This is a genomic window from Collinsella sp. i05-0019-G5 (assembly GCF_042851345.1).
Classification (GTDB): Bacteria; Actinomycetota; Coriobacteriia; order Coriobacteriales; family Coriobacteriaceae; genus Collinsella.
Window position 1 is genome coordinate 1,449,812 of the sequence record NZ_AP031421.1, and the last position, 25,231, is coordinate 1,475,042.

Here is a 25,231-nt window from a genome sequence, read left to right on the forward strand (position 1 = left end):
TCCTTCCCCTTTGCCTTTTGGGTATTGGCTGTGGGGCTCCGGCTATTCGGTCGGAAAATCCTCGATTTCCAGATCAAGCTCATGGCAGAGATTTACAAGCTCAATCCCAGTCAGCTTTCGCGTTCCCGCCAGGCTGCGACGAAGCAACTCAGGCTCCATGTCGACTCGCCGTGCAAGCTCGGCGACGGTGATTCCGCGCTTCTTAATTGCGGATGAAACAGTGTTTTGGATACCCACAGGACTTACCTCCTTCCTACGTTTTGTAGGTACGCGTTTCATATTACCTACGTTTTGTAGGTTGTCAACAATAATTTATAGCGATTTTCCTACGTTTTGTAGACAGCATTTATTTGGTCGAGTATTATTTGCTTAGCGATAAAGGAGGTTGATAGCCAATGGAGCCTGGAAGAGCATACCTAGCCAAAAAGCTAAGTGAAATTAGACAGTCATGTGGCGAGAATGTCGATGAAGTTGGAAAGGCTGTTTCCAAAAGCGGTAAGACGATCAGTGCATGGGAGGTCGGCAGAGGCCAGCCAGATGCCGATTCGCTCATTAAGCTGTGTAAGCATTTTGGAGTGCCAATCTCATACTTCTACGATGATGGCAATTTCGAGCTATCAGCTGAAGAAAAGAAGCTGGTTGAAAAATATCGCCTTCTTGAAGCACATGAACAAGAAGCCGCAATGCGTTATCTAGATTTCGTATACAAGACAAAGCCAGTGTTTGAAGAGCATGATTCAACCCTTCCAGACGAGGAGGAATAAACATGGACAACGACACGCTGCTTTTCAGGGATAAAGGTGCCGGTGTCTTCAAAGAGATCTGCATCTACCCGAACCGAATTACCACGCTCAAGAAGAACACCTTCTTCGGCACGCATATGGAGGTGGTTTACCTGAATGACGTCACCGGCGTCTACAAGATTAAGGGCAAGCAGGTAATCCTGAACAACAGGCTGCGGACGGGTTATGGCTACAGACTGAGCAGCCATTCCCAGGCAGAGGAATTCGTCAGGGTCCTGAACTCAGTCATGTAGCGACTAGCCACAAGGAAGCGCCCCACTAACCCGCCAAGACCAGTGGAGCGCTAAACAATCCCATCCGCATTGCTAGAGTCGGCTATGCCCGACAGGAGGGACTTTTTTAATTATGACACGTTCGTCATGGGGGACGAAGACCAAAATCACCAAGAACAAATGGCGCATCAGGTGGTGCGAGTGGGACGGACTCAATCGAGTACGCAGATCTAAGACGCTCTACCCCTGCACCTCGCGCGAAGCGGACGATGAGCTGCGCCGCCTTTGGCAACTACACCACCTGCCGCCCAATGAGCGCGTTGTGCCGTGCCCGACATTCAAGCAGTGCTGGGACGAATGGTATTTCCCGCAGCTGGAAAAGCAGCTTGAAACTGGCGATATGTCGCACAGTACATTCATCAATTACCGTAGCGCATGGAGGTCAAAGGTTTCGCCCAAATGGGCAAACAGGGCTATGAATAAGGTACGTGTCGAAGAGTACCAACGTTGGCTGGACAAATTCACCGCAGCGCAGGCTCATGTCTCGCACATTATCGTTCTCAACCTCGTCAACTGTGCAAGACTCCACGATGTGGACGGCATTTCTTTTATCGATGCAAAATATAAAATGCCCCGTGAAAAGAAGAACGCAGGCGACAGCGGGCTAGAAGTCTACACGGTAGCCGAAATCGACAGCATCCTTGAATCGTTGCGAGATAGTCGCATCGAGGGTGTGGTGATTCTAATGGCTAAAGGCTCATGCCGTGTCGGCGAAGCAGCGGCAGCGGCGGTAAAAGACATTACGTTTGATGACCACAATGGCCGTACATACGCCGTCTACAACCTTTATCACCAGTATTCTCAAAACAATAGCTTTGAGCCGCTTAAGACGGCAGAAAGCCGCCGTCCAATTATCATCCCGCCGCCGTGGAGTTTACGGCTCGCCGAGATAGCAAAGCAGCGCATCGAAGACCAAGAGCTATACATCTGCGACAAAGGCACGGGAATGCCGATGGATCGCAAGAGGATTACAGGCGAGTGGCTTAGCTATTACAGGAATGGGACGATTGATTTGCGATACCTGACCATGACCAAGTTGCGCAACTCATGGGCCACGGCAATGCTTTGGAAGTACGGCATTCCAGCCCAGATGGTGGACAAAATGATGGGCCACGCCGCGAAGAATATTCTCGGCAAACACTACGACCGCCCAGACAAAGAACTATTCATCGAGACGGTCGATAGCGCGTACTTTGGAAATTAGTTAGGTACCCGTAAGGACAAATTAGGACGCAAAACCTTTATGCAAGCGTTCTACCTGCGGGTTTGTAAAATTGCCTTAGTCCTCGGCGTTGTAGCCAAAGCGGCGAATCTGGGCCTCGTCGTCACGCCAGCCGGCCTTGACCTTCACGTCCAGCTCCAAAAAGACCTGCGTGCCAAAAATGCGCTCAAGATCGCGACGGGCGTCGATACCGATATGCTTGATCATCTCGCCGCCCTTGCCGATGATGATGCCCTTTTGGCCCTCGCGCTCGACGTAAATAGTGGCGTGCACGCGCAGCACCTTCTTGGTCTGCTCGAGCGCGTCGCAGATTACGCCAACGGAGTGAGGGATCTCATCACGGGTGCGGCGCAAGACCTTCTCGCGCACAAACTCGGCAACGAGCGTCTCGTCAGAAGCGTCGGTACCCATGTCCTCGGGGAACCAACGCGGGCCCTCGGGCAAAAAGTGCGCAACGGTCTCGATAAAGGCATCGACGTTGAAGTTCTTGACCGACGACGTCACGATCTCGTCGTCAAAGTCCATAAGCTCGTGGGCTGCCTTAAGCTGCTCCATGACCTGTGCGGGGTCGGCCTCATCGGCCTTGGTGAGCACCAGGACCTTCTTGGAACGGGCATTCTTGACACGCTCGGCAACCCAGGCGTCTCCCCTGCCGATCGGTTTGGTGGCATCAATCAAAAACGCGACAACATCGACATCGTTCAGCTCGAACAGCGCGCTCTTGTTCAGCTCGGACCCTAGACCGTCCTTGGGCTTGTGGATACCCGGGGTATCGACAAAGACCAGCTGGTAGCCGGGGCGGTTGACGACGGCGCGCATGCGGCGGCGGGTCGTCTGGGCCACCGGCGAGGTGATGGCGACCTTTTTGCCATAGCAGGCGTTGAGCAGCGTTGACTTACCGGCGTTGGGGCGGCCGACCAAGGCCACGAAGCCACTGCGGAAACCGGGCTCAACGTCGCCAAAGCCCGCGAGGCTGTCGTCCTCATCGCACAGGGCGTCGAGCTCCTCGTCGCTCATGCCCTCAAACGGGTCGAACTCCTCGACTTCCTCATAGGCCTCGGTCGCCTTAGCATCCGGGGACTCGTCGTCCAAAATCTCATCGGTAGACTGCATATTGTCGGACATGGGAATCCCTTTCTAAATAAAGCCGAGCGCGTGGGCAAATACCAGCACGCCCACAATCGCGGCGGTGATGGAAAGAACGTATACAGAGGCGGCGGCGATGTCCTTGGCGCGTTTTGCCAGCGGATGGAGCTCCTGGGTCGCCAGATCGACAATGGCCTCCATGGCGGTATTGCACAGCTCGCCGTGAATCACCAGGCCGCAGCAGATGATAATCGTGGCCCACTCGGCAATGTCGAGCCCCACGATGCAGCCGGCAATGACGGTGCACACGCCCGCCACGAGCATGACCTTAATGTTGCGCTCGGTCTTGACGGCGGTGACGAAGCCCTCCATGGCGTAGGAGAACGACTTTAAAAAGGACGGATGGTCCTTGTTCGATCCGGGAATCATAAACGGCTCCTAGTCGTGGGCATGATTGGTGATGGGGCCGACGTGAACCAGTTTGGGATCCTCGCCGCGCTCGAGCGCCAGATCGCGCAGGATAGCGTCCTCGCGGGCCTCCATAACCTCGGCCTCGTCGTCCTCGATGTGGTCATAGCCCAGCAGGTGCAGCATGCCGTGAACGAGCATCAGACGGCACTCGTCAGCGGGGCTATTGCCAAAACCGGGGGCCTGACGGGCAATAACCTGCGGGGCCAAGATGATATCGCCGAGCTCGAGCGTCTCATCGGCGGGAATGTCATCGTCAAAGGCCGAATCGCACTCAAACGAGAGCACATCGGTGGTGCGGTCGATACCGCGCCACTCGTGGTTGAGCTCGTGCATCTCGTCCTCGTCGACATACGAAAGGGAAATCTCGACTTCACGCTCAACGCCCTCGGCGGCAAGCACGACCTCGCAGATGTGCTCCACCTCCTGAGCATCGAGCAGCGTATCGAGCTCGGCATCGTTGCTGATCAATACACTCAACGGGACTCCTTTCGGTCGCGTGAGCGTTGCTCACGCACGTCATCATAAGCATCATATGCCTCAACGATACAACCCACTAGGGCATGACGCACCACGTCGGCACGCTCGAGGTGAGAAAATGCCACATCGTCGACACGGCCCAAAATCTTCTCGACATCCGCCAAGCCACCACGACGACCCACCAGGTCGCGCTGGCTGAGGTCGCCGGTAATCACGAACTTGGAGTTGAATCCAAGGCGTGTCAGGAACATCTTCATCTGCTCGGGCGTGGTATTTTGCGCCTCGTCGAGCACCACGAAAGCATCGCTCAGCGTACGACCGCGCATGTAGGCGAGCGGGGCGATCTCGATCACGCCGCGCTCCATAAGCTCATCGGTGCGCTCACGATCCATCATGTCAAAAAGGGCATCGTAGAGCGGGCGCATGTACGGATCGATCTTTTCCTCGAGGGTGCCGGGCAAAAAGCCCAGGTTCTCCCCTGCTTCGACAACCGGACGCGTCAAGATCAAACGGCCCACCTCATGGCGCTTGAGCGCGGCAACGGCGAGCGCCATGGCCAGATAGGTCTTACCGGTACCGGCAGGACCCAAGCCAAAGGTGATGGTATGCGAGCGAATGGCATCCACATAGCGCTTTTGCCCAAGCGTCTTGGGACGAATGACGCGACCGCGATACGAAAGCAGCACGTCATCGCGAAGCGATGTGGCCTCATGCTCGCCGTCGCGCAAGACGGCCAGGCAACGCGAGACATCGTCGGCAGACAGGGTACGACCGGCCGCCGCCTCGCGAAAAGCATGTTCGAAAAAGCGAGCCACGAGCTCGACCTCGTCCGGGTCGCCGCTCACGGAGATCCTATCGCCACGGGCGACCACGTGAGCGCGAACCAAGCTCTCGAGCGCACGAAGGACGCCGTCGCCGGCGCCCAAAACACGCGAGGGATCAACTCCCTCGGGAACGGTAAGTCTAATCTTCGAGGCTTCCATGGACCTCCCTGCGCGCATGGACCAAGCCGGAATCATCGACTCCGATGATAGCAGCATCGAGCAGGCACGGGGCTGTAAGTCCACAGGTATCGTCAAGACGGGCATGATGGAACGAACCGAGCGTCAGGTTGTCACCATACTCGAGCACGGCGCGCTCAACGGTGCCCACGCGACGACGAGCGTCGGCGATAGCGAGCTCCTGCGCCGCGTCTCGCATACGGCGGCTGCGCTCGGCCATAACCTCGGGCGGCACCTGGTCGGGCATGTCGGCAGCAAGGGTACCGGGACGCTTACTGTAGCGGAACACGTGCATACGCGAGAACCCCACGCGGCGGCACAGCGCCAGCGACTCCTCGAACTCCTCGTCCGTCTCACCAGGAAAACCGACGATGACGTCGCACGAAAGAGACGCCTGCGGCAGGATGGCGCGAATCATGCGCACCGTGTCCTCAAAGGCCTCGGCACTATAGGGACGACCCATGCGATGCAGCGTCGCCGTACAGCCGGACTGTACGGGCAGGTGCAAAAACGGGGCAATACGCTGCGGATAGCGCGCCATAACCTTAAGCAGGCGCTCAGAGATATCCATGGGTTCGACCGAGGAAATGCGCACATGCGCAATAGTCGTGCGCTCCATGATGGCCTCGAGCAGCTCATCGATTTCGACATGCTCGTCGGTCGCGCTCTTGCCATCGTAGGCACCCAGGTTCACACCGGTCAGCACCACCTCGGGCACGCCGGCCTCCTGGGCCTCGCGAACTTGCTCAAGCACGGACTCGACGGGCACGGAACGCTCGGGACCGCGGGCCTTCCACACGATGCAATAGGTGCAACGGTGGTTGCAGCCATCCTGGATCTTCACACCCAGACGCGAGCGACCCAGAGCGTCGACCACATCGCTGTCGCTGCAGGCGGCCACACTATCGGATTCGACACCCAGCACATCGCAGACACGTTCGGCGACATCGATCTTAGACGGCTCGGCAATCACGCGATCCGAAAGCTCCAACAGCTCCTCGGGATGCAAATTGACCACGCATCCGGTCACGACTACATAGGGCTCATTTGGATGGGCCAGCGCATGACGGACGGCCTTACGGGTCTTGGCCTCGGCCTCGCCCGTAACGGCACAGGTGTTAATGACGATCAGGTCGGCATCCTGGGGCTCCACCATAGCAAAACCCAGGCGCATAAGATCGGCAGTGATACGGTCAGACTCAACCCGGTTGACACGGCAGCCGAGGTTGACGACGGAAATATGGGGTGCGAGCACGCGGGCTCCTTAATCGAGGATATCGTCGAGGGCACTCTTGATACGGTCGGTCACCGACTTCTTACCGGAAGCGACGTCATCGCCCATCTCATCGGCAAAAGCACGGAGCAGCTCGCGCTGCTTATTGGAAAGATTGGTGGGAACGACCACGCGCAGTTGCACGATCAAGCGGCCACGCGAACCGCCACCGCCAATGCGCGGCATGCCGTAATTATTGACGCTCACGGTGTCGCCGTACTGGGCGCCGGCGGGGACGCACACCTTAACGACCTCGTCGGGCATAATGCCCTCGACATCGATCTCGCAGCCGAGCGCAGCCTGCGCAATCGAGATATCGCTCACCAGGTACAGGTCGTCACCGTTGCGCTTAAAGCGCTCATGGTCGGCAACGCGCACGTTGACAATCAAGTCGCCCGAAGGCTCGCCGCGAAGACCGGCCTCGCCAAAGCCGCTCACACGCAGCTGTCGACCGGTCGAAACGCCGGCGGGAATATCGATGTCAATCTTTTCATGCGAAGGCGTGCGGCCCTGACCATCGCAGGTCTCGCAGGGATGGTCGATAACCGTGCCCTCGCCATGGCAGTCGGGGCAAGGCGAGGAAGACTGAACCTGGCCCAAAAACGATCGCTGAACCGTCGTGACATAGCCCGTGCCGTGGCAGCGGCCGCACTGCTTTTCCTGTGCGCCCTCTGCCCTACCGGTGCCATTGCAGTCCTCGCAAGGAGCAAAGCGGTCATAGCTGATTGTCTTTTTGCAGCCGAGCGCCGCCTCCTCGAGCGTCACCGAAAGCGAGATGGCCATGTCACGACCGCGACGACGCTCGCGACGGCTGCGGGCGCCACCGCCGGCACCGCCGCCAAAAAACGACGAGAACAAGTCGTCCATGCCCATACCACCAAAGATATCGTTGATATCGACGTAGCCCGAACCACCAGGGCCGTCGGCAGTGCCGTAACGGTCGTAGTTAGCACGCTTCTGCTCATCGGAAAGAACGGAATAGGCCTCGTTGAGCTCCTTGAACTTGGCCTCGGCCTCGGGGTCGTCCGAAACGTCCGGGTGTACGGTACGGGCCTTCTTTAGAAACGCGCGCTTAATCGTCCGCGCGTCGGCATCCTTGTCGACGCCAAGTACCTCGTAGTAATCCCTATTTTCCGACACGACCGAATCCTTCCGACTTTCATTATTGTCACAGTGCGTCCTATACCCAAGCTGGGCCAACCGCAAACAGAGGGTTTGATGTTATTGCATTCCGTAAGGCGAAAGCATGGCCCGTTGCGAGCAGCTCGCGAACCAAACCGACACGAGCGCGAACATGAAGCCATTGGCAAAACCGTTGGCAAACTGCATCGCACCGCGCTTCCACCACAGCAGGCTGCGATGAAGCACGCCGTCCGAAAGCACCATGAACAGGCCCATGGTAAACGGAATAAAGCACATCACAGCAAAGGCCGAGAACACGCCCGAGATGGCCGAGAGTACCAAAAACGGCGCCACGATGCCCATCAGGTAAAAACCGGTACGAGCTTTGCCTTCCAAGCGCTCGGACTCGACATGGGCACGGCCGACCAGGTCGCCGCCCGCGGCACCGTTGGTGCCAGCATGACCCATGCCGCTAATGCGGACCTCGTCGCCATCGTGCGTGCCGGCAGGAAACTCAATCGTCTGCTCGGAGGTTACGCGAGTACGACCGCTGCCACCGCAATCAGGGCAGGGGTCGGCCACGACCTTACCGGAACCGCCGCACTCGGGGCAGACCGACTGGAACGTGCCCGCACCAAACAGGAAGGACAGGTCGACGTCGATGTGGCCGCGGCCGCCACAGCTTGGGCAGGTATGGGCATGCTCGGAGGAGACAGAACCCGAGCCGCCGCAATGTCCGCACGTATCGAAACGCGTGTAGCGGACGGTCTTGCGGGTACCGCCCTTGGCCTCCTTGGCGTCGAGTTTGATATCGACGACCACGTTGGCGCCGTTCTCGGGATTATAGGCAGCCTGCCCACGACGCTGCTGGCCCCAGGCGCCACCAAAGGGAAAGCCGCCCTCAAAGGGATTGCCGTACCCGGCGCCGCCGGCGTAACCGCCACCATAAGGCGAAGCCGTAGGAGCGCCGGCGAAGGGATTGCCCGAGCGCATGGCGTCATAGCGCGCACGCTTCTGCTCGTCCGAAAGCACAGCGTAGGCCTCGGAAACCTCTTTGAACTTTTCCTCGGCACCCGGCTCTTTATTGACGTCCGGATGGAGCTTACGGGCCTTCTGCTGAAAGGCCTTTTGAATATCACGCGAGGTGGCGTCCTTGGAGACACCGAGAATCTCGTAGTAATCTTTTTCGTTCATCGTCGCCATGTACGGCAACCTCCTGCTCACAGCAGCGTATATATTTCGGTAATTCTACCCGAGCGACCTAAGCTAGATCCCAAAACAGCTCGAACAGAACATTTCCATCGAGCCAGCCCAGGTGTGTCGGCGCTAAACGAGCTCGAACATGGCCCGCGATGACATCTGCCGAAGTGAAGGGTCCCTCATGGACTCCGAGCGTCTCGGGCACCCAAGTGGCAAGACCCAATTCGAGCGCGCGATCGCAGGCAGCTGCCAGCTCATCGGCCGGGACGACACGAGCCGCGCGAACCAAAAGGTCGGACGCGACACCGCGCGTCATGCGACAAGCAAGTATCAGGTCTTCGGCCGCAGCCTCGCGCTGCGAGAGATATTCGGCCTCGAACGCCGTCGCGTCATCGTCACGTTGCACCAGACGCACGCGGTACGCAACGCCTCGAGAAGAAACACCGGGGAACAAACCTGCAAGACGGTCGAAATCCCCGGCGTCGAGCATGCCCGCGGCAGAACGACCCAGGCCCAGGTAGCCCCGTCCGGTCCAGTAGGCAATGTTATGGGCGCACTCATGGCCGTCGAGCGCATAGCTTGCCACCTCATACGGGTGATAGCCGGCCGCACCCAGACGCTCACGCGCCACATCCATGCACGAAGCTTGAAAATCCTCGTCGGGCTCGACCGACTCGTCGCGGCACGCCATGCGATAAAGGGGCGTCCCCTCCTCAAGCGTAAGCGGGTAGACCGACACATGATGCGGAGCCGCCGCCAGCACGCCATCGAGCGTGTGCTTCCAACTCGCTGCGGTCTGCCCGGGAAGTCCGCACATAAGGTCGCACGACACGTCAAGCCCAGCGTTCTTGACCGTCGCGATGGCGGCGAGCGCCCGATCGGCATCGTGAATGCGGCCAATAGCAGCCAGTTCAGTATTGACGAGGGTTTGCACGCCCAGAGAGACGCGTGTGACACCAACCTTGGCAAGCGCAGCAGCAAGCTCGGCGGTCAGCGACTCGGGATTGGCCTCGCAGGTAAACTCAACGGGGGCGCACCACGCACGAATACGCCGCACCAGCTCCACCAGGCGCTCCCCCGCCAGCGACGGCGTACCGCCGCCAACATAGACGGTGCGGATCTGGTCAAAGGCCCCAGCCTTGCCAAAAGCATCGAGACGCGCGAACAACTGCTCAAAATAGAAATCGAGCGCAGCGCTCAGGTCGCACGGAGCAAAACTGCGTGAGTCAAAGTCGCAGTACCGGCACTTTTGGGCGCAAAACGGCACGTGCGCATACAGCGCGGTAACGGCCACCCTTAAGCCCCCAGCGGATGAGGGGGCACCGATTCGCCGGCGGCAAGGGCAGCCTCGCAGGCCACCACATCGCGCTCGATCTCATCGACCAGCGCCATGAACTCCTCGTACGTGGAGCAGCGCACCACATGAGCACGCCAAGCGGCGGCATGGGGCATGCCTTTTAAGTACCAGCTTGCGTACGTACGGGCACGCGACATGAGCGGCAGGAGCTCATGCGTCAGCGTTAGGTGCTCACGCAGGGCGTCTAGGCGCTCAACGGAGCTGCGCGCCGGCACCGGCATGCCATCGAGCGCAAGGGCGCGAGCATCACCGAACACCCACGGATTGCCGTAGATGCCGCGCGCGATAAACACCGCGCTGGCACCAGAACTGCGCAGATGCTCCGCGGCATCCTCGGCGCAGAACACATCGCCCGAACCGATAACGGGAATTTCGACGGCGTCGGCAACCTCATCGACAACCGACCAATCGGCCTGGCCGGTGTAGAGCTGCGTGGCACAACGACCGTGCACGGCAACTGCAGAGGCGCCCGCCCCTTCAAGCATCTGGGCAAACGTTGCGGCGTTGCGGTCCTCGGCATAAAAACCCTTGCGGATCTTCACGGTCACGGGAACATGCGCCGCGCCCACCGCTGCCTCGACAATCTTCTCGGCCAGGTCGGGCGTGCGCATAAGCGCCGAGCCTTCGCCCTTAGTAACGACCTTGCGAGCCGGACAGGCCATGTTGATATCAATCAATGACAGGCGATCGCCCACACGCTCCTCGACGGCGGCGACGGCACTCGCAAACTGCTCGGGCTTGGAGCCAAAGAGCTGCACGCAAATCTGCTGCTCCTCGTCGGCCGGTAGCACCAGGCGCCAGGTCTTGTTGCTGGCATAGGCAAGGCCCGCCACGCTCACCATCTCGCTATAGGCGAGATTGGCACCGCGGCGGCGGCACATGATGCGATAAGCGGGATCGGTTACGCCCGCCATGGGAGCCATAAGGAACGGCTGCTCGGCATAGGCGCCCAGCAGCCGCTTGCTGTATTCGGAAAGCGCCATAGACCTACTCGTCCACCTTGAGGATCGCCATAAAGGCCTCCTGCGGGACCTCGACCGAGCCGATGGCCTTCATGCGCTTCTTGCCCTCTTTCTGCTTCTCGAGCAGCTTGCGCTTACGCGAGATATCGCCGCCGTAGCACTTAGCAAGAACGTCCTTGCGACGCGCTTTGACGGTAGAACGGGCGATGATTTTGTTGCCGATAGCACCCTGGATGGGAACCTCGAACAGCTGACGCGGGATGATCTCCTTAAGTTTGTCGCACAGACCACGGGCCAGGCCATAGGCCTTGTCCTTATGGACGATAAACGACAGCGCGTCCACCTCGTCGCCCGAAAGCAAGATATCGAGCTTCACGAGCTCGGAGGGACGGTACTCGTTGAACTCGTAGTCGAGCGAGGCATAGCCCTTGGTACGACTCTTGAGCTGGTCAAAGAAGTCCAGGATGAGCTCGGCGAGCGGCATGTCAAAGCGCATCTCGACCGATTTGCTCGTGAGATGGATCATGTCGGTTGTAATGCCACGGTGCTCGATAGCGAGCTGCATGACGGCACCCGTATACTCGGGCGGGCAGATGATCTTAGCCTTGAGGTAGGGTTCCTCGATACGCTCGATGCGCGTGGCCTCGGGAAGATCCTGCGGACTACGGACATCAATCATCTCGCCGTCAGTCTTGTAGACGTGATAGTCCACCGAGGGGCTCGTGGCAATGAGGTCCAAGTTGAACTCGCGCTCCAGGCGTTCCTTGACGACCTCCATGTGCAGCAGGCCCAGGAAGCCCACGCGGAAGCCAAAGCCGAGCGCCACCGAGGTCTCGGGCTCCCACACCAACGACGGGTCGTTGACGTGCAGCTTATCGAGTGCGTCACGCAGGCTCTCGTAGTCCTTGTTATCGATCGGGAACAGGCCCGTATAGACCATGGGCTTGGCCTCGCGGTAACCAGGAAGCGGCTCGGGGCAGGGGTTCGACGCCCAGGTAAGGGTGTCGCCCACGCGAACGGCCTCGGGGTCCTTCAGGCCCGTGACCACGTAGCCGACCTCGCCAACCGCCAGCGCGTCAACCGGGGTCTCGGCAGGACGCTTGACACCCACGCCGTCGACCAAAAAGTCGCCCTCTGCCTGCATCATGCGCAGGGTATCGCCCTTTTTGATGGAGCCGTCAAAGACGCGCACCGTGGCCACCACGCCGCGATACTCGTCAAAGTACGAATCCAGAATGAGCGCTTTGAGCGGAGCATTTGCATCGCCCTTAGGCGGAGAGATCAAAAAGACGATGGACTCTAGCAGATCGTGAATACCCTCGCCGGTCTTGCCCGACACGCACACGGCATCATCGGCGGGAATCGCCAGGTCATCCTCGATCTCGGTCTTGACCTCGTCGGGATGGGCCGAGGGCAGGTCGATCTTGTTGATGGCCGGCACAATGTCCAGATTGGCGTTCATGGCGAGCGTCGCGTTAGAGACGGTCTGCGCCTCAACGCCCTGCGTGGCGTCGACAACGAGCACCGCGCCCTCACAGGCTGCCAGCGAGCGCGAAACCTCATAGGTAAAGTCCACGTGGCCCGGCGTATCGATCAGATTGAACTGATACGTCTCGCCATCGTCGGCGTCATAGGACACGCGAACGGCATTGGACTTGATCGTGATGCCGCGCTCGCGCTCGATATCCATGGTGTCGAGCAGCTGCGACTCCATGTCGCGCTCGTCGACGGTATGGGTGAGCTCGAGAATGCGGTCACTGATCGTGGACTTGCCATGGTCGATGTGCGCAACAATCGAGAAGTTGCGGATGTGGGAAATGTCAATTGAAGTATCCATGCGGACTATCTTACCCGAGCGGTACAAAAAATGGAGCCTGTTCCATAAAACAGGCTCCATTTATGCGCGTAATCTGTGTGGTGTGAAATTTACAACTTAGGCGTTGATGCTGTTCACGAGCTTGGCAAGACCGGACTTGCGGTTGGAAGCCTGGTTCTTGTGGATAACATGCTTGGCGGCAGCCATGTCGAGACGCTTGGTGACGGTCTTGAGGGCAGCCTGGGCCTTCTCGGCGTCGCCCTCGGCGACGGCGGACTGGACGTGCTTGGTCAGCGTCTTGAGCTCGGACTTGACAGCCTTGTTACGCATGCGAGCTGCCTCATTGGTGCGGATACGCTTCTTCTGAGACTTGATGTTTGCCACTTCTGGAGTTCCTTTCGAGTTCCTTGCAAAAAATGTATGACACCTCTGAGACACGGTGAGGTCATGCAAGCGCCTACTATAGCACGCTCCCCCTCAAAGGGATAGAACGAATTTGTCAAATAGGCAGGTATCATCACGATTTTCTCAAGATGTTCGTAATCCAGAGCAAAAGCGCGGTCTGGGAATCAGCCGAACCCTTCAATGCGAGCTCCACATCGACCGCGCCCTCGAGCGCGGCAACGAGCTCGGTCATCGAAAAACGACGCGCCCAGGTCAGGTGATTCTTGACCTGCCAAGACTGGAGCTTGAGCGTCGCGGCAAGCTCGCGGCCCTGTCCACGCGCATCGAGTGCCTTGGCGACGATAAGCTCGCGAATGCGTCCGCACAGCAGCGTGTAGGTCCACACATAGCTCTTGGTTGGTAACAGCCCAAAGAGCTCAAGCGAGCGGCGCATATCACGAGCCGAGACCGCGTTGAGAAAATCCCAGGGCTGGACTTCGGCCGTGCGCACGATCCAGCGTTCCACATCGGCAAGCTCAATTTGCGGCGCCTCGACCATCTGGGCAAGCTTGGCCAAGTCGTTATCGAGCATGCGAGTGTTCTCACCCGAGCGCGAAACGAGCTCCTCGGCGGCCGCCGTCGAGATGGACTTTCCGTGCTGCGTCGCCATCTGCTGCACGCGGCGCGGGAGCTCCCAGCGCTTGGTGCCCGAACAGTCGATCACGGCCTTCTTGTCAATCTTGGCGATTGCCTTGTACAGGCGCGTGCTCTTGGCAAGCGAATCGGCGATGATGAGGCAAACCGTCGTGGGGCTGGGACTCGCCAGATACTCGACAAGCGGCTCGGAGATCGCTTTGACGAGTTTTGAGCAGCCGTCAAGGATTACCAGGCGAAACTCGCTGCCCATGGGAAAGGTGTTAAGCGACCCGATAATCGACTCGATATCGGGGTCTTTGGTCATATCGCGCTCGTCGAGGTTGAACTCGACCATGCCCGTCTTTTCCAGACGAGCCTTCATACGCGAGACGGCATGGTCGCGTTTGACTCCGTCGGTACCGACGATCAGATACGCCGGCAAAAGACCGGTTTCGGACATCGCGCTCCCCTCCCGCAGGCTCTCGTGCTCGTACCGTGTCATTCTATCCCACGGGTTGGTCCCACGCCAACGGCAGCATCAAGGTCGCTGACATCGCATGGCAAAACCGGTTGCAGTCGGCGAGACAGTGATATCTCCCTGTTCGATGGTGCATGCGAACACGCCACCCGCATCGCGAACGGCATCGATGCAGGCATCGGATGGATGACCGTAGCGGTTGCCCTCGCCCGCACTCGCGATAGAGAGCTCGGGCTTAAGCGTTTCCAGTAGGTCAGTGTCGACGGAAACTTTTGAGCCGTGATGCCCCAGCTTGAGCACATCGATATCGCCCACCGCCTGCACAAACTCGCACTCCTGATCGAGCTCGGCATCACCGGTGAGGAGCACGCGCAGGCTCTTGCCTTCCCTAGCATAGGAAAGCAGCAAGACAAGCGAGTCCTCATTGCCCTCGCCATCCACCGTGTCAAACGGCCACATCACACGAGCCCGAAATGCGCCGATATCGAACGTGTCTCCGCGGGCCACCTGCCGATACGTAACGCCGGGGCGATTCAGAACCTCAGCAGGCGCGCCTTCTAGCGCATCGGCCGCGACCGCAATGGTTCCAACCGAAAACTGATCGAGCACATCGGGAAGACCACCCCAATGGTCTTCGTCCCAATGCGTCACGAAGACGGCGTCGATATGGTGGACATTGTTGCGAACCAACGCCGACACCACGCGCTCATCGAGCCCACAGTCGACGAGCGCCACGGTGCCACCCTGACGAACCAGAATCGCATCGGCCTGGCCAACATCGAGGACCGTTACCGAAGGCGGTGCGCATCGATCCCAATAGACATACGGAACACCCGCTGCAAGCATCAAGCACAACAGCCCCACTGCCATGGGCCGTGCGCAGGGGCGTGGCCACCAGACCAAGAGGACGGCCAGCGCAAACGGCACCACGTATACCAAGGGTGTACCGGGCGGCACGCTTACGGATGCGCCCGGAACGGCAGCAAAGAGCTGCTCAAAGAACAGGGCGCAGCGAGCGACAATCATGGGCACCACGAGCGCCCCGTGACGCAACAGCGGCACAAGCGAGCAGGGCACCAGCACAATCGATATAGCGAGCAGCACGCTTATCACCGGACCGATCACGGCATTTGCGAGCGGGGCAATGAGCGAAAACGTCTCAAATGCGGGAATCGTAACGGGAAGTGTCGCCAGCTGCGAGCACAGCGTGACAGACAAAATACTGGCGACGCCCGATGGCACACCCAACTCGCCCAAGGCGTAGGTGGCGTAGGGGCAAAAACAAAGGATGGCAAAAACACTGGCGCACGATAGCTGAAAACCCATTTCGAACAATACCGTCGGCCGCAGCAACACAAAAATTGCCATGGTCAAAAAAAGAGCCGAGAGGCCATGCCGACGACGTCCGGCGCCGTTGGCGACAAGTGTCACCGCCACCATACAGCACGCGCGCACGGCCGAGGGCGAGGCGCCCGTAAAGACGGTATAGGCAGCGAGGGCCAGCACCAACAGCCCCCGCTGCAGCCCACGAGAGAGACGCGTCTTTTGCAGGGCGCTCTCAATCACAAACCCCACGATGGCAAGATGACTGCCCGAAACGGCGATAAGATGTGCGGTGCCCGTTACCGAAAACCAATCGCCCGCCGGCAGGGCACGCAGCTCGGCCGAGCGTCCGCAGACAACGCCGGCAATAAGCGAGCGCGCTGGATCGGTCGCGGGCGCGATAAGGGCAAGGAGCTCGTTTCGAAGCCAAAGCAACGGCCCCGGAGAACCCTCGTCGACCGATACCAACCGGACGACTTTAACCTTTCGAAGCTCGCCCCGAAGCACGCGTGAGCGCCCATACGCATCATTCTCAAACCGCGAAATTCGACCGATAGCACGTACATGCGAACCGGCGTCGAGTTCATGATCACACGACAGCCGTACCTGACCCAAGCGCTTTTCGCCCGCATACGCATCGCAGGTATAGGAGTACGAACCGTCATTGATGGACGGATCGCCCTGCACATAAAATTCGAGACTGCTCGCAGCCCGATTATCCAATGCCCTCGAAGCGCGCAGCGCCCCTATCGCCCAACCAGCGGACACGACCGCCCCCGCCACGAGGCCGAGAGCCGCGGCATACAGCCATCGCTTCCATCGCACAAGACGCATGCAGGACCGAGCCAATACGATGCACGCCGCAGCCGCAACGGGAATGGCCATAAGCAATATAACGGGCGCTGCCCGCTCTCCCAGCAGCACATCGGCTGCCACGTTAAGCACCAAGCCACAGCTCGCACACAAACCGGCACAAAGGACCATCGTCCACGGCATCAAGGGCCGCGGTGGCATCACATGCTCGCGCTCGGTCGCACTCATACGCAGATGCAATCTTTGATTTTGGCGAGCTTCTTCTCACCGATCCCCGATACGCGCATAAGGTCATCAACCGAGGCAAAGGCCCCGTTTTGCGTCCGTTCGTCGATAATTGACTGGGCCATAGAAGGCCCGATGCCCGAAAGCGTCTGCAGCTCCGCCGCACTTGCCGTATTGATGTTCACGAGCCCCGACGAAGACCCCGCACCAGGAGTCGTGGCAGCACCGCTTTCGGCCCCGCCGACCGCCACAGCCGCTTGTTGCTCCCCCACCGTCGGCACATAGATCTTTTGACCATCTGTGATCTTGGACGCACGATTAAGCCCTGTCACATCCGCCTCGGCCGTAAGCCCTCCGGCAGCATCGATTGCCTGGGATACCCGCGCTCCGCCTTTGAGCCGGTACACGCCAGGCCTCACAACGGCGCCATCCACATCGACGTACACCTCGGCGGCAGAAGAACTCTTGGCAGACGACTCATCGGCATCATCAGGTGACACATCCCCGTCCCCTCGCACATCCGAGGCGCCTGCCTCGTCACTACGCTCAAACGACACGTTGCTGGAATGGCCACCAAAATTTGCCATCGCCAGGCCACTCGCAGCGGCAATGGCAACCAGAATCGCCACGACCACCGCCTTATGGCCGAGCAGCTTTTCTGCCCAGCGGTCCATCCGTTTAACCCGTTCGTGTTGCTCGCGCTGCGCCATAGCAAACACCTCCCAACACCATCGTGTCAGGAAACGAGCGCCGCAGACTCCGCACGCCCACACCAGTTTCCACGGTCAAACCAAAAGCTGACCAAAACCTTGCTGAAAAGTGTCCATTTATTCAGGCAGACGTCGACAGATGAACCGTTTGTCGCCTAATGCCCAGATAGAAAAAGACCGACGATGCAAAATCACCGCCGGTCTATACACAATATTATTCGTGATCTTGGTAAATCTCACGTGGAGCGAGCTCGGAATGTTTGCGTTTTAAGGTCTTAGGGGTCTTATACGTGTTGCTCTCGAAGTCGATATACTCGGTCTGTTTGAGCAAACGCTCAATCATCTCCTCGTGATCGAACAGCTCCCACGCCTCATGCACGGCATCGAGTTTAGCGTGCGTCTCGGGACGGCGCGGCATAAACAGCGTGCAGCAGTCGGGAGCGGCCTCAGTCGAGATATCGAACGTGCCGATCTCCCCGGCGCGCGCGATGATCTCCTGCTTGTCCGAACCGATGAGAGGACGGAACACGGGGATCTTCACGGCCTCGTTGACGGCCATGATGTTCTCAAGCGTTTGGGAGGCAACCTGCCCAAGTGATTCGCCCGTAACGATAGCCTTGGCACCCTCGATGTGTGCAATGCGCTCGGCAACCGAATACATAATGCGGCGATACATAATCACGCGCAGGTTGCTGGGACAGGTGACCGAAATCTCACGCTGGCAGTCGCCAAACGGCACCACGTACAGGCGGCCGATCTGGACACCCGGCTCAAGCGCACGGATGATGTCCTGCACCAAATACTCGCTCGTATCGGGCGTCTGCGGACGACCGGAGAAATGTACCGGCACGCACACCGCGCCGCGACGCGCGAGCATCCAGGTCGCCACCGGAGAATCGATACCCGACGACAACAGCGTCACGACCTTGCCGGCAGAACCCACCGGCAGACCGCCCACGCCACGCTCGGAGCGCGCATACACGTAGACGCTACCCTGGACCACCAGTACGTGCACCATCGCATCGGGGTCATGCATTTGAACCTTTTTATCGGGGAAGGCCTCGCACAGTACCTCGCCCACCTGACGATTGATATCAATCGAGGTGAGCTCATAGTCGGTATTGGAGCGCTTGGCGTGCACCTTAAACGAATCGAAAGGACCAAACTCGCGCAGCGCCTTGACGGCGGCGGCACAGTACTCCTGCGGGTCGCGGTTAGTGTGATACGCCAAAGACACACGAGCAACGCCGGGAACGGTGCGAATGACACGCGCCGCCTCATCGGCCTGATGCTCGTTAAAGGTCACGAGGATATAACCGGAAATTCGAGACACGGCATTCACGGAAAAGGCGGCCAAGGCCGCCTTGATGTTATCCATGAGGATATGCTCAAAATGTGCGCGGTTCTTACCCTTCAGTCCAACCTCGTGATAGTGGACCAGGCAGACGCGAGCCGCCATTTAGGCTTCAGCAACCTTGTGGCCGAGCGCCTTCTCGTAACGGGCCTCGTCGTAAGAGATGTCGCCGTCGACAATCTCGTCCATAGCCATCGAGATGGTATCGGCACCGGAAAGCCCGATGGTGATGTCATCGACATCCTGGACGGCAAGCACGCGGTTGTGCTGGCCACGCAGCATGCTATTGATGTCGCAGGCGCGCTTGGAGGCAAGCGAAGCGAGCAGGAAGCGGTTGTGATCGGTCTTCTCCAAAAGATCGTCAATGCAAGGCTTTACAACGGACACGGACCTCAGATCCTTTCATGCATATCGAGAACGCGAACGAGTTCATCGGTCGCGCGGTCGAGATCGTCATTAACCACGACGTCGTCGTAGCGGTCGGCAAGGGCAAGCTCATCGGCGGCGTTTGCCATACGCAGCTCAATCGTCTCGGGCGTCTCGGTACCGCGACCGACTAGACGCTCGCGGAGCACCTCAAGCGAAGGCGGCTTGATAAAGATCAGCACGGCCTCGGGGAAACGCTCCTTCACCTGCAGGGCACCCTGGACATCGATCTCCAAGATGAGAGACGAACCAGAGGCGAGCTTGGACTGGACCTCGCTCACCAACGTGCCGTAGCAGTTACCGTGGACCTCGGCCCACTCAACAAACTCACCGTTTGCCACGCGGCGGTCGAACTCCTCGCGCGTCAGAAAAAAGTAGTTGACGCCGTCGACCTCACCTTTGCGTGGTGCTCGCGTGGTAGCCGAAACCGTCAGGCCCAGGTTCGAGCGGCGCTCGCGCACACGAGTGACGAGCGTACCCTTGCCTGCGCCTGACGGTCCAGAAATCACAAAGAGCTTGGAATCCTGAGCGCTCACTTATTTGGTCAGCTGCTCGAGGAGCTGCTCGCGCTGACGGACGCCGAGGCCCTGGACGCGACGGGTAGCGGAGATACCGAGCTCCTCCATGATCTTGGCGGCCTTGGCCTTGCCATAACCAGGGAGAGACTCGATGAGGGTGGAAACCTTCATGCGGGAAGCGATGGGGTCATCGGAGTTGAGCACGGACTCGAGGGACTTCTCGCCCTTCTTGATCTGCTCGCGAAGCTCAGCGCGGGCGTGACGTGCGGCAGCAGCCTTCTCAAGAGCCTGCTTGCGCTGCTCATCGGTAAGCTGAGGGAGTGCCATTCGTACCTCCAAATAGTTGGGTTATATCTGATTCAATAATTGGCATTTTAGCACGTAGAACGTACAAAATGCCCAATCGCGGCTCCATAGGTTAGACGATACCCGCAAAAAGTGCAATATACTGCGCCCAAAGTTAAGCCCCTGGCCTGCGATTCCACACAAAGGATGGGAAAGTTTACGCAGGCACAGGGGCTATTTTGTGCTAATGAGACCCAAAAGTGGTGACTTAGGGGAATCTTTTACGCGACGTTTTCGACAAGCTCGGCGACGATGGCGTCAAAGGCGGCAACCGGATCGTCGGCACCGGTGATGGGACGGCCCACCACAATGTGGCTTGCGCCACGCTCGATAGCCTGGGAAGGCGTCGCCACGCGGGACTGGTCACCAAGGGCGGCACCAACCGGACGCACACCCGGAGTCACGATCAGGGCATCGGGACCCAACATCTCACGCATGTCGTGAGCCTCCATCGGCGAGCACACGATGCCGTCGATGCCGTTGGCCTGAGCGAGCTTTGCCAGGCGGGCGGCCTCCTCGGCCACGGGCGACTCGACGCCGATCTCGCTCAAGGCATCCTGATTCATGCTCGTGAGCACGGTGATGGCGACGAGCTTGGCGCGGTCGTCGCGCGCCTCCTCGGCACCCTCGCGGCAGGCAGCGAGCATGGCGCCCGAACCCAAGCCGTGAACCGAGAGCAGGTCGGCACCGGCAAGCGAGGCCGAGCGGGCGGCACCGCGAACCTGATGCGGAATATCATGGAACTTAAGGTCAAGAAAGACCTTAAAGCCTAGGTCCTTAAAGGTCTTGACGATCTGGGGACCCTCGGCGTAATAGAGCGTCATACCAACCTTGAGCCAAGCGGCATGGCCCGAAAGCTCGTGGGCGAGCTCGAGCGCACGCTCACGATCGCAGTCGAGGGCGACGATTACGCGGTCGCGGGCATCGGTCTCTAGCATTCGAAAGCACCTACCAGCTCGTTGATGTCCTTTACGCCCTGGGACTCGGCCCAGGCCTCGAGCTCGTGCGCGATCTTGAGCGAAGCGCACGGATCGACGAAGTTGGCCATGCCAACCGACACGCAGGTGGCACCGGCCAGGATAAACTCGGCCGCATCCTCGCCGGTCATGACACCGCCGACGCCGTTGATGGGGATATCGACGGCCTGGGCGACCTCCCAGACCATGCGCACGGCGATGTGGTGGCACAGCGGGCCCGAAAGGCCGCCCTTGGGCTTTGCCACGCGGGACTTGCGGGTATGGACGTCGATGGCCATGCCCTGGATGGAGTTAATGGCCGAAAGGCCGTCGGCGCCGGCGGCTTCGAGGGCCTTGGCGATCTCGGCGACGTTGACCGGCGCCATCTTCACGAACAGCGGCTTATCGGTCACCTTGCGGCAGGCAGCCATAACGGAAGAGGCGCCCTCGGGCGTAGAGCCCATGGCGGCACCGCCGGCGGCGATGTTGGGGCAGCTCACGTTGATCTCGTAGCCGGCAGCCCAGGGGCATAGCTCGACATACATCTCGAGCGCGCGCACAAACTCGTCAACGGAGTGGCCGGCAACCTGACAGATGACCTGGCAACCGTCCTTGGACAGTTGCTCGAGCCACGGGCCGGACTCGCGGGCAAAGGCGGCCACGCCGGGGTTCTGAAGGCCCACGGAGTTGATCATACCGCCGGGGATCTCGGCCATGCGGGGCGCGGGGTTGCCGGGCCAGGGCTCGGCTGCGCAACCCTTGGTGGTGATGGCGCCCAGCTGGGAAACATCAAAGAAGTTCTGGAACTGCCAACCGTAACCAAAGGTACCGGCTGCGGTGTTGATGGGGTTCTGCATCTTGACGCCGCCGAAATCGACGGCCATGTTCACGGTACCCACTAGAAGACCACCACCTTGGAAGCATCGAACACGGGGCCGCACATGCAAGCACCCTTCATACCGTCGACCGTCTCGACATTGCAGGTGTTGCAGGCGCCAAAGCCACAGCTCATCATGCGCTCGAGGGACACCTCGCAGTACGCACCGGCCTCGGTGGCAGCAGCGGCGACCTTCTTCATCATGACGGCGGGACCGCAGCTGGCGACGTAGTCGTAGCCGCCCTCGCCGAGCAGCTCGGCGGCAGGATCGGTGCAAAAACCGTGCGTGCCGAGCGAGCCGTCGTCGGTGCAAACGTTGACCGTGGCGCCCAGCGCGCGGAACTCATCGATGCCCACGGCCTTGGAAGCGGTGCCAAAACCCAGGCACACGTCGACGGCCACACCCTGCTCGGCAAGCTTGCCGGCAAGGCACAGCACGGGCGGAACACCGATGCCGCCCGCCACGAGCAGCGCCTTCCTGGTGCCCTCGGGAACAAGCCAGCCGCGGCCGCCAGGGCCCAACAGGTTGGACTTGGAGCCGGGGGCCATCTGCGACAGGCGACGGGTGTCGTCGCCCACGACGGCGTACCACAGCTCGACAGTGCCGGCCTCGGCGTCGGCGCGATAGAAGCTCAGGGGCACGCGAAGCAGCGAGGAAGCATCGCCGGGCACGGCAATGTTCACAAACTGGCCGGGCTTGAGCGCACTTGCAAGCTTGGGGGCCGAGATGACGAGCGAGAAGATGCCGTCGGCGATCTCCCGGTTCGAGACGACCTCGAAGTCGTGCATGCGTGCAGTGGAAGGTGTGGGCATAGACGCTCCAATCCCCCATGCGGTTGCATGGTCCAAACGAATAGAAAGCGCGGCACCGCAAGGGCGCCGCGCACAAAAGCGATAAGGCTATGCTAGCAGATGCAGCCGTCGGCAAGCGTCTGCTTACCGCCGACAAACACATCGGTGGCACGGCCGGTAAGCGTGCGGCCGGCGAAACCGGAGTTTTCGGCGCGCGACTCGTAGCCGTCCTCGCCAACCGTCCAGGTGGCGGACGCGTCGAACACGGTCAGGTCGGCAACGGAGCCCGCCTTGACCTGAACCTGGTCGAGGCCCAGGATCTCACGCGGCTTGATGGCCATGAGCTCGACCATGCGGCCCATGCTCATCTTACCCGTGTTGACCAGCTCGGTGAGCACGAGCGACAGCGAGGTCTCGAGACCGATCATGCCAAAGGGCGCAAGCTCGAACTCGCGGGCCTTCTCCCACGGGGTGTGGGGAGCGTGATCGGTGACGATAACGTCGACGGTGCCGTCGATGACGCCCTGACGGATGGCCTCGGCATCCTCCTCGGTACGCAGCGGCGGGTTGACCTTGAGCGAGGTGTTGTAGGTCTCGTCCAGATCGTTCTCGGTCAGGAACATGTGGTGCGGGGTGGCCTCGCAGGTAACCTGAACGCCAGCGGCCTTGCCGGCACGCACGATCTCCAGACCATGGGCGGTGGAGATGTGCTGGATGTGCAGCTTGGCACCGGTCAGCTTGGCGATCTCGATGTCGCGGGCGATCTGGAGCTCCTCGCCGGCAGCCGGCCAGCCCTCGAGGGCCAGACGGGTCGAGACCTTGCCCTCGTTGATCTGGCCGTGGCCGACCAAGTCCTCGTCCTGGCAGTGGCTCATGAAGACCTTGCCGAACATCTTGCCGTAGTCCATGCAGCGACGGAGCATGCCCGCGCCCTGCACGCCGCGACCGTCGTCGGTGAAGGCGACGGCGCCGTGGGCGACCATATCGCCCATCTCGGACATGGCCTCGCCCTTAAGACCGCGGGTCATGGCGCCCGACGGATAGACGCGGCAGTGACCGACCTCGGCAGCACGGGACTTTACGAACTCCACGACGGTACCGTTATCGGTGACGGGATCGGTGTTGGGCATGGAGCACACGCCGGTAAAGCCGCCCTTGGCAGCTGCGCGGGTACCGCTCTCGATGTCCTCTTTGACCTCGTAGCCGGGCTCGCGAAGGTGAACGTGCATATCCACCAGGCCGGGGACGAGGTACTTGCCGGAAAGGTCGCGGACCTCGGCTCCCTCGACGGCGAGATTCTCGCCGACCTCGGCGATCTTGTCGCTGTCAATCAGGACGTCAACGACACCGTCAAGCTCGACGGACGGGTCGACGACGTGGGCATTCTTAAGAAGCAAGGCCATTATCGGCACCTCCAAGCAGCAGATACAGGATAGCCATACGCACGCAGATACCGGCGTAGACCTGCTCCAGGATGACGGAGCGTTGCGGGTGGTCGGCCATATAGGAATCGAACTCGACGCCGCGGTTGATGGGGCCCGGGTGGCAGATAATCGCGTCGGGCTTCATGAGCTTCTCGCGGTCCTTGGTCAGACCGAAGAGCTTGTGGTACTCACGAATGGTCGGGAACGGGGCACCCTCGAGGCGCTCCTGCTGCACGCGCAGCATGTAGACGACGTCCAGCTCGGGCAGGACGGAATCGAGGTCGCTCGTCACGTGGTCGCAACCCAGGACCTCGGGCGCCGGCGGCAGCAGCGTGCCGGGGGCGACGGCGTAGGTCTCGCAGCCCATGATCTTAAGGGCGGGGATCAGCGAGCCGCAAACACGTGAGTGGGCGATATCGCCGACGACGGCGACCTTCAGACCGTGGAAGTCACCCTTGTGCTCCCAGATGGTGTACAGGTCGAGCAGAGCCTGCGTGGGATGGTTGTGCTTGCCGTCGCCGGCGCAGATGACGCTCGCGGGCGAGTTCTGCGTGACGATGTAGGGAGCGCCGGCGTGCTTGTCGCGTACGACGATGCAGTCGATCTTATAAGCGTTGAGGGTCTCGACGGTGTCGACGAGGCTCTCGCCCTTGACCGTGGAGGTCGAGGAGCCACCAAAGTTAAGGCTGTCGGCCGAAAGGCGCTTCTCGGCGAGCTCGAAGGAGCTGCGGGTGCGCGTCGAGGGCTCGTTGAACATGTTGACGATGGTCTTGCCCTTGAGCGTGGGGACCTTCTTGATGGCACGCTCGTTGACCTCGGAGAACGCCTTGGCGGTCTCGAGGATGAGCTTGATGTCCTCTTCGGAGTACTCGGTAATGTCGATCAGGTGCTTATGGTTGAACGCCACG

Annotated in this window: 27 protein-coding genes; 3 read left to right on the forward strand and 24 right to left on the reverse strand. The window is 60.1% G+C overall.

The features are described from left to right. Window positions 1–42 precede the first annotated feature (42 nt). On the reverse strand, window positions 43–237 hold the full coding sequence (locus ACGHIZ_RS06745; protein ID WP_390447001.1) for a helix-turn-helix domain-containing protein: 195 nt from the start codon (window positions 235–237) through the stop codon (window positions 43–45). Between the two features lie 158 nt (window positions 238–395). Here ACGHIZ_RS06745 and ACGHIZ_RS06750 point away from each other — a divergent pair, with 158 nt between their 5' ends. The 3 genes from ACGHIZ_RS06750 (at window position 396) to ACGHIZ_RS06760 (ending at window position 2,279) form a co-directional block, all read left to right on the forward strand. Beyond that, on the forward strand, window positions 396–764 hold the full coding sequence (locus tag ACGHIZ_RS06750) for a helix-turn-helix domain-containing protein (protein ID WP_390447004.1): 369 nt from the start codon (window positions 396–398) through the stop codon (window positions 762–764). Window positions 765–766: 2 nt separating this feature from the next. Further along, the gene (locus tag ACGHIZ_RS06755) at window positions 767–1,036 is read left to right on the forward strand and encodes a hypothetical protein (protein ID WP_390447007.1); all 270 of its coding nucleotides are present in this window, start codon (window positions 767–769) and stop codon (window positions 1,034–1,036) included. A 112-nt stretch (window positions 1,037–1,148) separates the two neighbouring features. Then, on the forward strand, window positions 1,149–2,279 hold the full coding sequence (locus ACGHIZ_RS06760; RefSeq protein ID WP_390447010.1) for a tyrosine-type recombinase/integrase: 1,131 nt from the start codon (window positions 1,149–1,151) through the stop codon (window positions 2,277–2,279). Window positions 2,280–2,354: 75 nt separating this feature from the next. On the opposite strand, the gene era is transcribed toward ACGHIZ_RS06760, so the two are convergent. From era to ACGHIZ_RS06875, 23 genes are all read right to left on the reverse strand, one after another. Further along, window positions 2,355–3,422: a GTPase Era gene (era, locus tag ACGHIZ_RS06765; protein ID WP_197032771.1), complete on the reverse strand. Its 1,068-nt coding sequence runs from the start codon at window positions 3,420–3,422 to the stop codon at window positions 2,355–2,357. Window positions 3,423–3,434: 12 nt separating this feature from the next. Next, window positions 3,435–3,812 (reverse strand): diacylglycerol kinase family protein, encoded by a 378-nt coding sequence (locus ACGHIZ_RS06770; protein ID WP_117639888.1) that lies wholly within the window; start codon window positions 3,810–3,812, stop codon window positions 3,435–3,437. Window positions 3,813–3,821: 9 nt separating this feature from the next. Then, entirely contained in the window at window positions 3,822–4,331 is a 510-nt protein-coding gene (gene ybeY / locus ACGHIZ_RS06775) for an rRNA maturation RNase YbeY (protein WP_117654802.1), read from the reverse strand. Next, window positions 4,328–5,314 (reverse strand): PhoH family protein, encoded by a 987-nt coding sequence (locus ACGHIZ_RS06780; protein ID WP_117773519.1) that lies wholly within the window; start codon window positions 5,312–5,314, stop codon window positions 4,328–4,330. The genes ybeY and ACGHIZ_RS06780 overlap by 4 nt, the downstream gene beginning before the upstream one ends. Further along, the gene (locus tag ACGHIZ_RS06785; RefSeq protein WP_390447015.1) at window positions 5,295–6,587 is read right to left on the reverse strand and encodes a MiaB/RimO family radical SAM methylthiotransferase; all 1,293 of its coding nucleotides are present in this window, start codon (window positions 6,585–6,587) and stop codon (window positions 5,295–5,297) included. Before ACGHIZ_RS06785 ends, ACGHIZ_RS06780 begins: the two co-directional genes overlap by 20 nt. Window positions 6,588–6,596: 9 nt before the next feature. Beyond that, on the reverse strand, window positions 6,597–7,745 hold the full coding sequence (dnaJ, locus tag ACGHIZ_RS06790; protein WP_117773521.1) for a molecular chaperone DnaJ: 1,149 nt from the start codon (window positions 7,743–7,745) through the stop codon (window positions 6,597–6,599). Window positions 7,746–7,826: 81 nt separating this feature from the next. Beyond that, complete coding sequence (locus ACGHIZ_RS06795) at window positions 7,827–8,930, reverse strand: DnaJ domain-containing protein (RefSeq protein WP_390447019.1); 1,104 nt, start codon at window positions 8,928–8,930, stop codon at window positions 7,827–7,829. Window positions 8,931–8,988: 58 nt separating this feature from the next. Continuing rightward, a complete protein-coding gene (hemW, locus tag ACGHIZ_RS06800) occupies window positions 8,989–10,221 on the reverse strand; it encodes a radical SAM family heme chaperone HemW (protein WP_390447022.1) in 1,233 nt (410 codons plus the stop codon). Between the two features lie 2 nt (window positions 10,222–10,223). Continuing rightward, window positions 10,224–11,267 carry a tRNA dihydrouridine synthase DusB gene (gene dusB, locus ACGHIZ_RS06805; RefSeq protein ID WP_368137541.1) on the reverse strand — a complete coding sequence of 348 codons (1,044 nt, stop codon included), beginning with the start codon at window positions 11,265–11,267 and terminating at the stop codon, window positions 10,224–10,226. Between the two features lie 4 nt (window positions 11,268–11,271). After that, window positions 11,272–13,083, reverse strand: a complete 1,812-nt coding sequence (lepA, locus tag ACGHIZ_RS06810) for a translation elongation factor 4 (RefSeq protein WP_390447025.1) — start codon at window positions 13,081–13,083, stop codon at window positions 11,272–11,274. 96 nt (window positions 13,084–13,179) lie between these two features. Continuing rightward, window positions 13,180–13,446 carry a 30S ribosomal protein S20 gene (rpsT, locus tag ACGHIZ_RS06815; protein WP_022094714.1) on the reverse strand — a complete coding sequence of 89 codons (267 nt, stop codon included), beginning with the start codon at window positions 13,444–13,446 and terminating at the stop codon, window positions 13,180–13,182. Between the two features lie 133 nt (window positions 13,447–13,579). Next, the gene (gene holA / locus ACGHIZ_RS06820; protein WP_227790429.1) at window positions 13,580–14,542 is read right to left on the reverse strand and encodes a DNA polymerase III subunit delta; all 963 of its coding nucleotides are present in this window, start codon (window positions 14,540–14,542) and stop codon (window positions 13,580–13,582) included. Between the two features lie 78 nt (window positions 14,543–14,620). Beyond that, window positions 14,621–16,924, reverse strand: coding sequence for a DNA internalization-related competence protein ComEC/Rec2 (locus ACGHIZ_RS06825; RefSeq protein WP_227790430.1), 2,304 nt, complete (start codon window positions 16,922–16,924; stop codon window positions 14,621–14,623). Next, window positions 16,921–17,631: a ComEA family DNA-binding protein gene (locus tag ACGHIZ_RS06830; RefSeq protein ID WP_117745970.1), complete on the reverse strand. Its 711-nt coding sequence runs from the start codon at window positions 17,629–17,631 to the stop codon at window positions 16,921–16,923. Before ACGHIZ_RS06830 ends, ACGHIZ_RS06825 begins: the two co-directional genes overlap by 4 nt. A 214-nt stretch (window positions 17,632–17,845) precedes the next feature. Further along, window positions 17,846–19,090: a tRNA uracil 4-sulfurtransferase ThiI gene (gene thiI, locus ACGHIZ_RS06835; protein WP_390447030.1), complete on the reverse strand. Its 1,245-nt coding sequence runs from the start codon at window positions 19,088–19,090 to the stop codon at window positions 17,846–17,848. Next, window positions 19,091–19,372, reverse strand: a complete 282-nt coding sequence (locus ACGHIZ_RS06840) for a DNA-directed RNA polymerase subunit omega (protein WP_035138532.1) — start codon at window positions 19,370–19,372, stop codon at window positions 19,091–19,093. Window positions 19,373–19,377: 5 nt separating this feature from the next. Beyond that, on the reverse strand, window positions 19,378–19,947 hold the full coding sequence (gene gmk / locus ACGHIZ_RS06845) for a guanylate kinase (RefSeq protein WP_138374178.1): 570 nt from the start codon (window positions 19,945–19,947) through the stop codon (window positions 19,378–19,380). Continuing rightward, complete coding sequence (mihF, locus tag ACGHIZ_RS06850; RefSeq protein WP_006236130.1) at window positions 19,948–20,256, reverse strand: integration host factor, actinobacterial type; 309 nt, start codon at window positions 20,254–20,256, stop codon at window positions 19,948–19,950. Window positions 20,257–20,495: 239 nt separating this feature from the next. Continuing rightward, entirely contained in the window at window positions 20,496–21,212 is a 717-nt protein-coding gene (gene pyrF / locus ACGHIZ_RS06855; protein ID WP_390447033.1) for an orotidine-5'-phosphate decarboxylase, read from the reverse strand. Beyond that, window positions 21,206–22,114, reverse strand: a complete 909-nt coding sequence (locus tag ACGHIZ_RS06860; protein WP_390449892.1) for a dihydroorotate dehydrogenase — start codon at window positions 22,112–22,114, stop codon at window positions 21,206–21,208. Before ACGHIZ_RS06860 ends, pyrF begins: the two co-directional genes overlap by 7 nt. A gap of 14 nt (window positions 22,115–22,128) precedes the next feature. Continuing rightward, a complete protein-coding gene (locus ACGHIZ_RS06865) occupies window positions 22,129–22,896 on the reverse strand; it encodes a dihydroorotate dehydrogenase electron transfer subunit (protein ID WP_390449895.1) in 768 nt (255 codons plus the stop codon). Between the two features lie 116 nt (window positions 22,897–23,012). Then, complete coding sequence (locus ACGHIZ_RS06870; RefSeq protein ID WP_227790433.1) at window positions 23,013–24,302, reverse strand: dihydroorotase; 1,290 nt, start codon at window positions 24,300–24,302, stop codon at window positions 23,013–23,015. After that, window positions 24,286–25,230, reverse strand: a complete 945-nt coding sequence (locus ACGHIZ_RS06875; protein WP_035138537.1) for an aspartate carbamoyltransferase catalytic subunit — start codon at window positions 25,228–25,230, stop codon at window positions 24,286–24,288. Before ACGHIZ_RS06875 ends, ACGHIZ_RS06870 begins: the two co-directional genes overlap by 17 nt. Window position 25,231 lies beyond the last annotated feature (1 nt).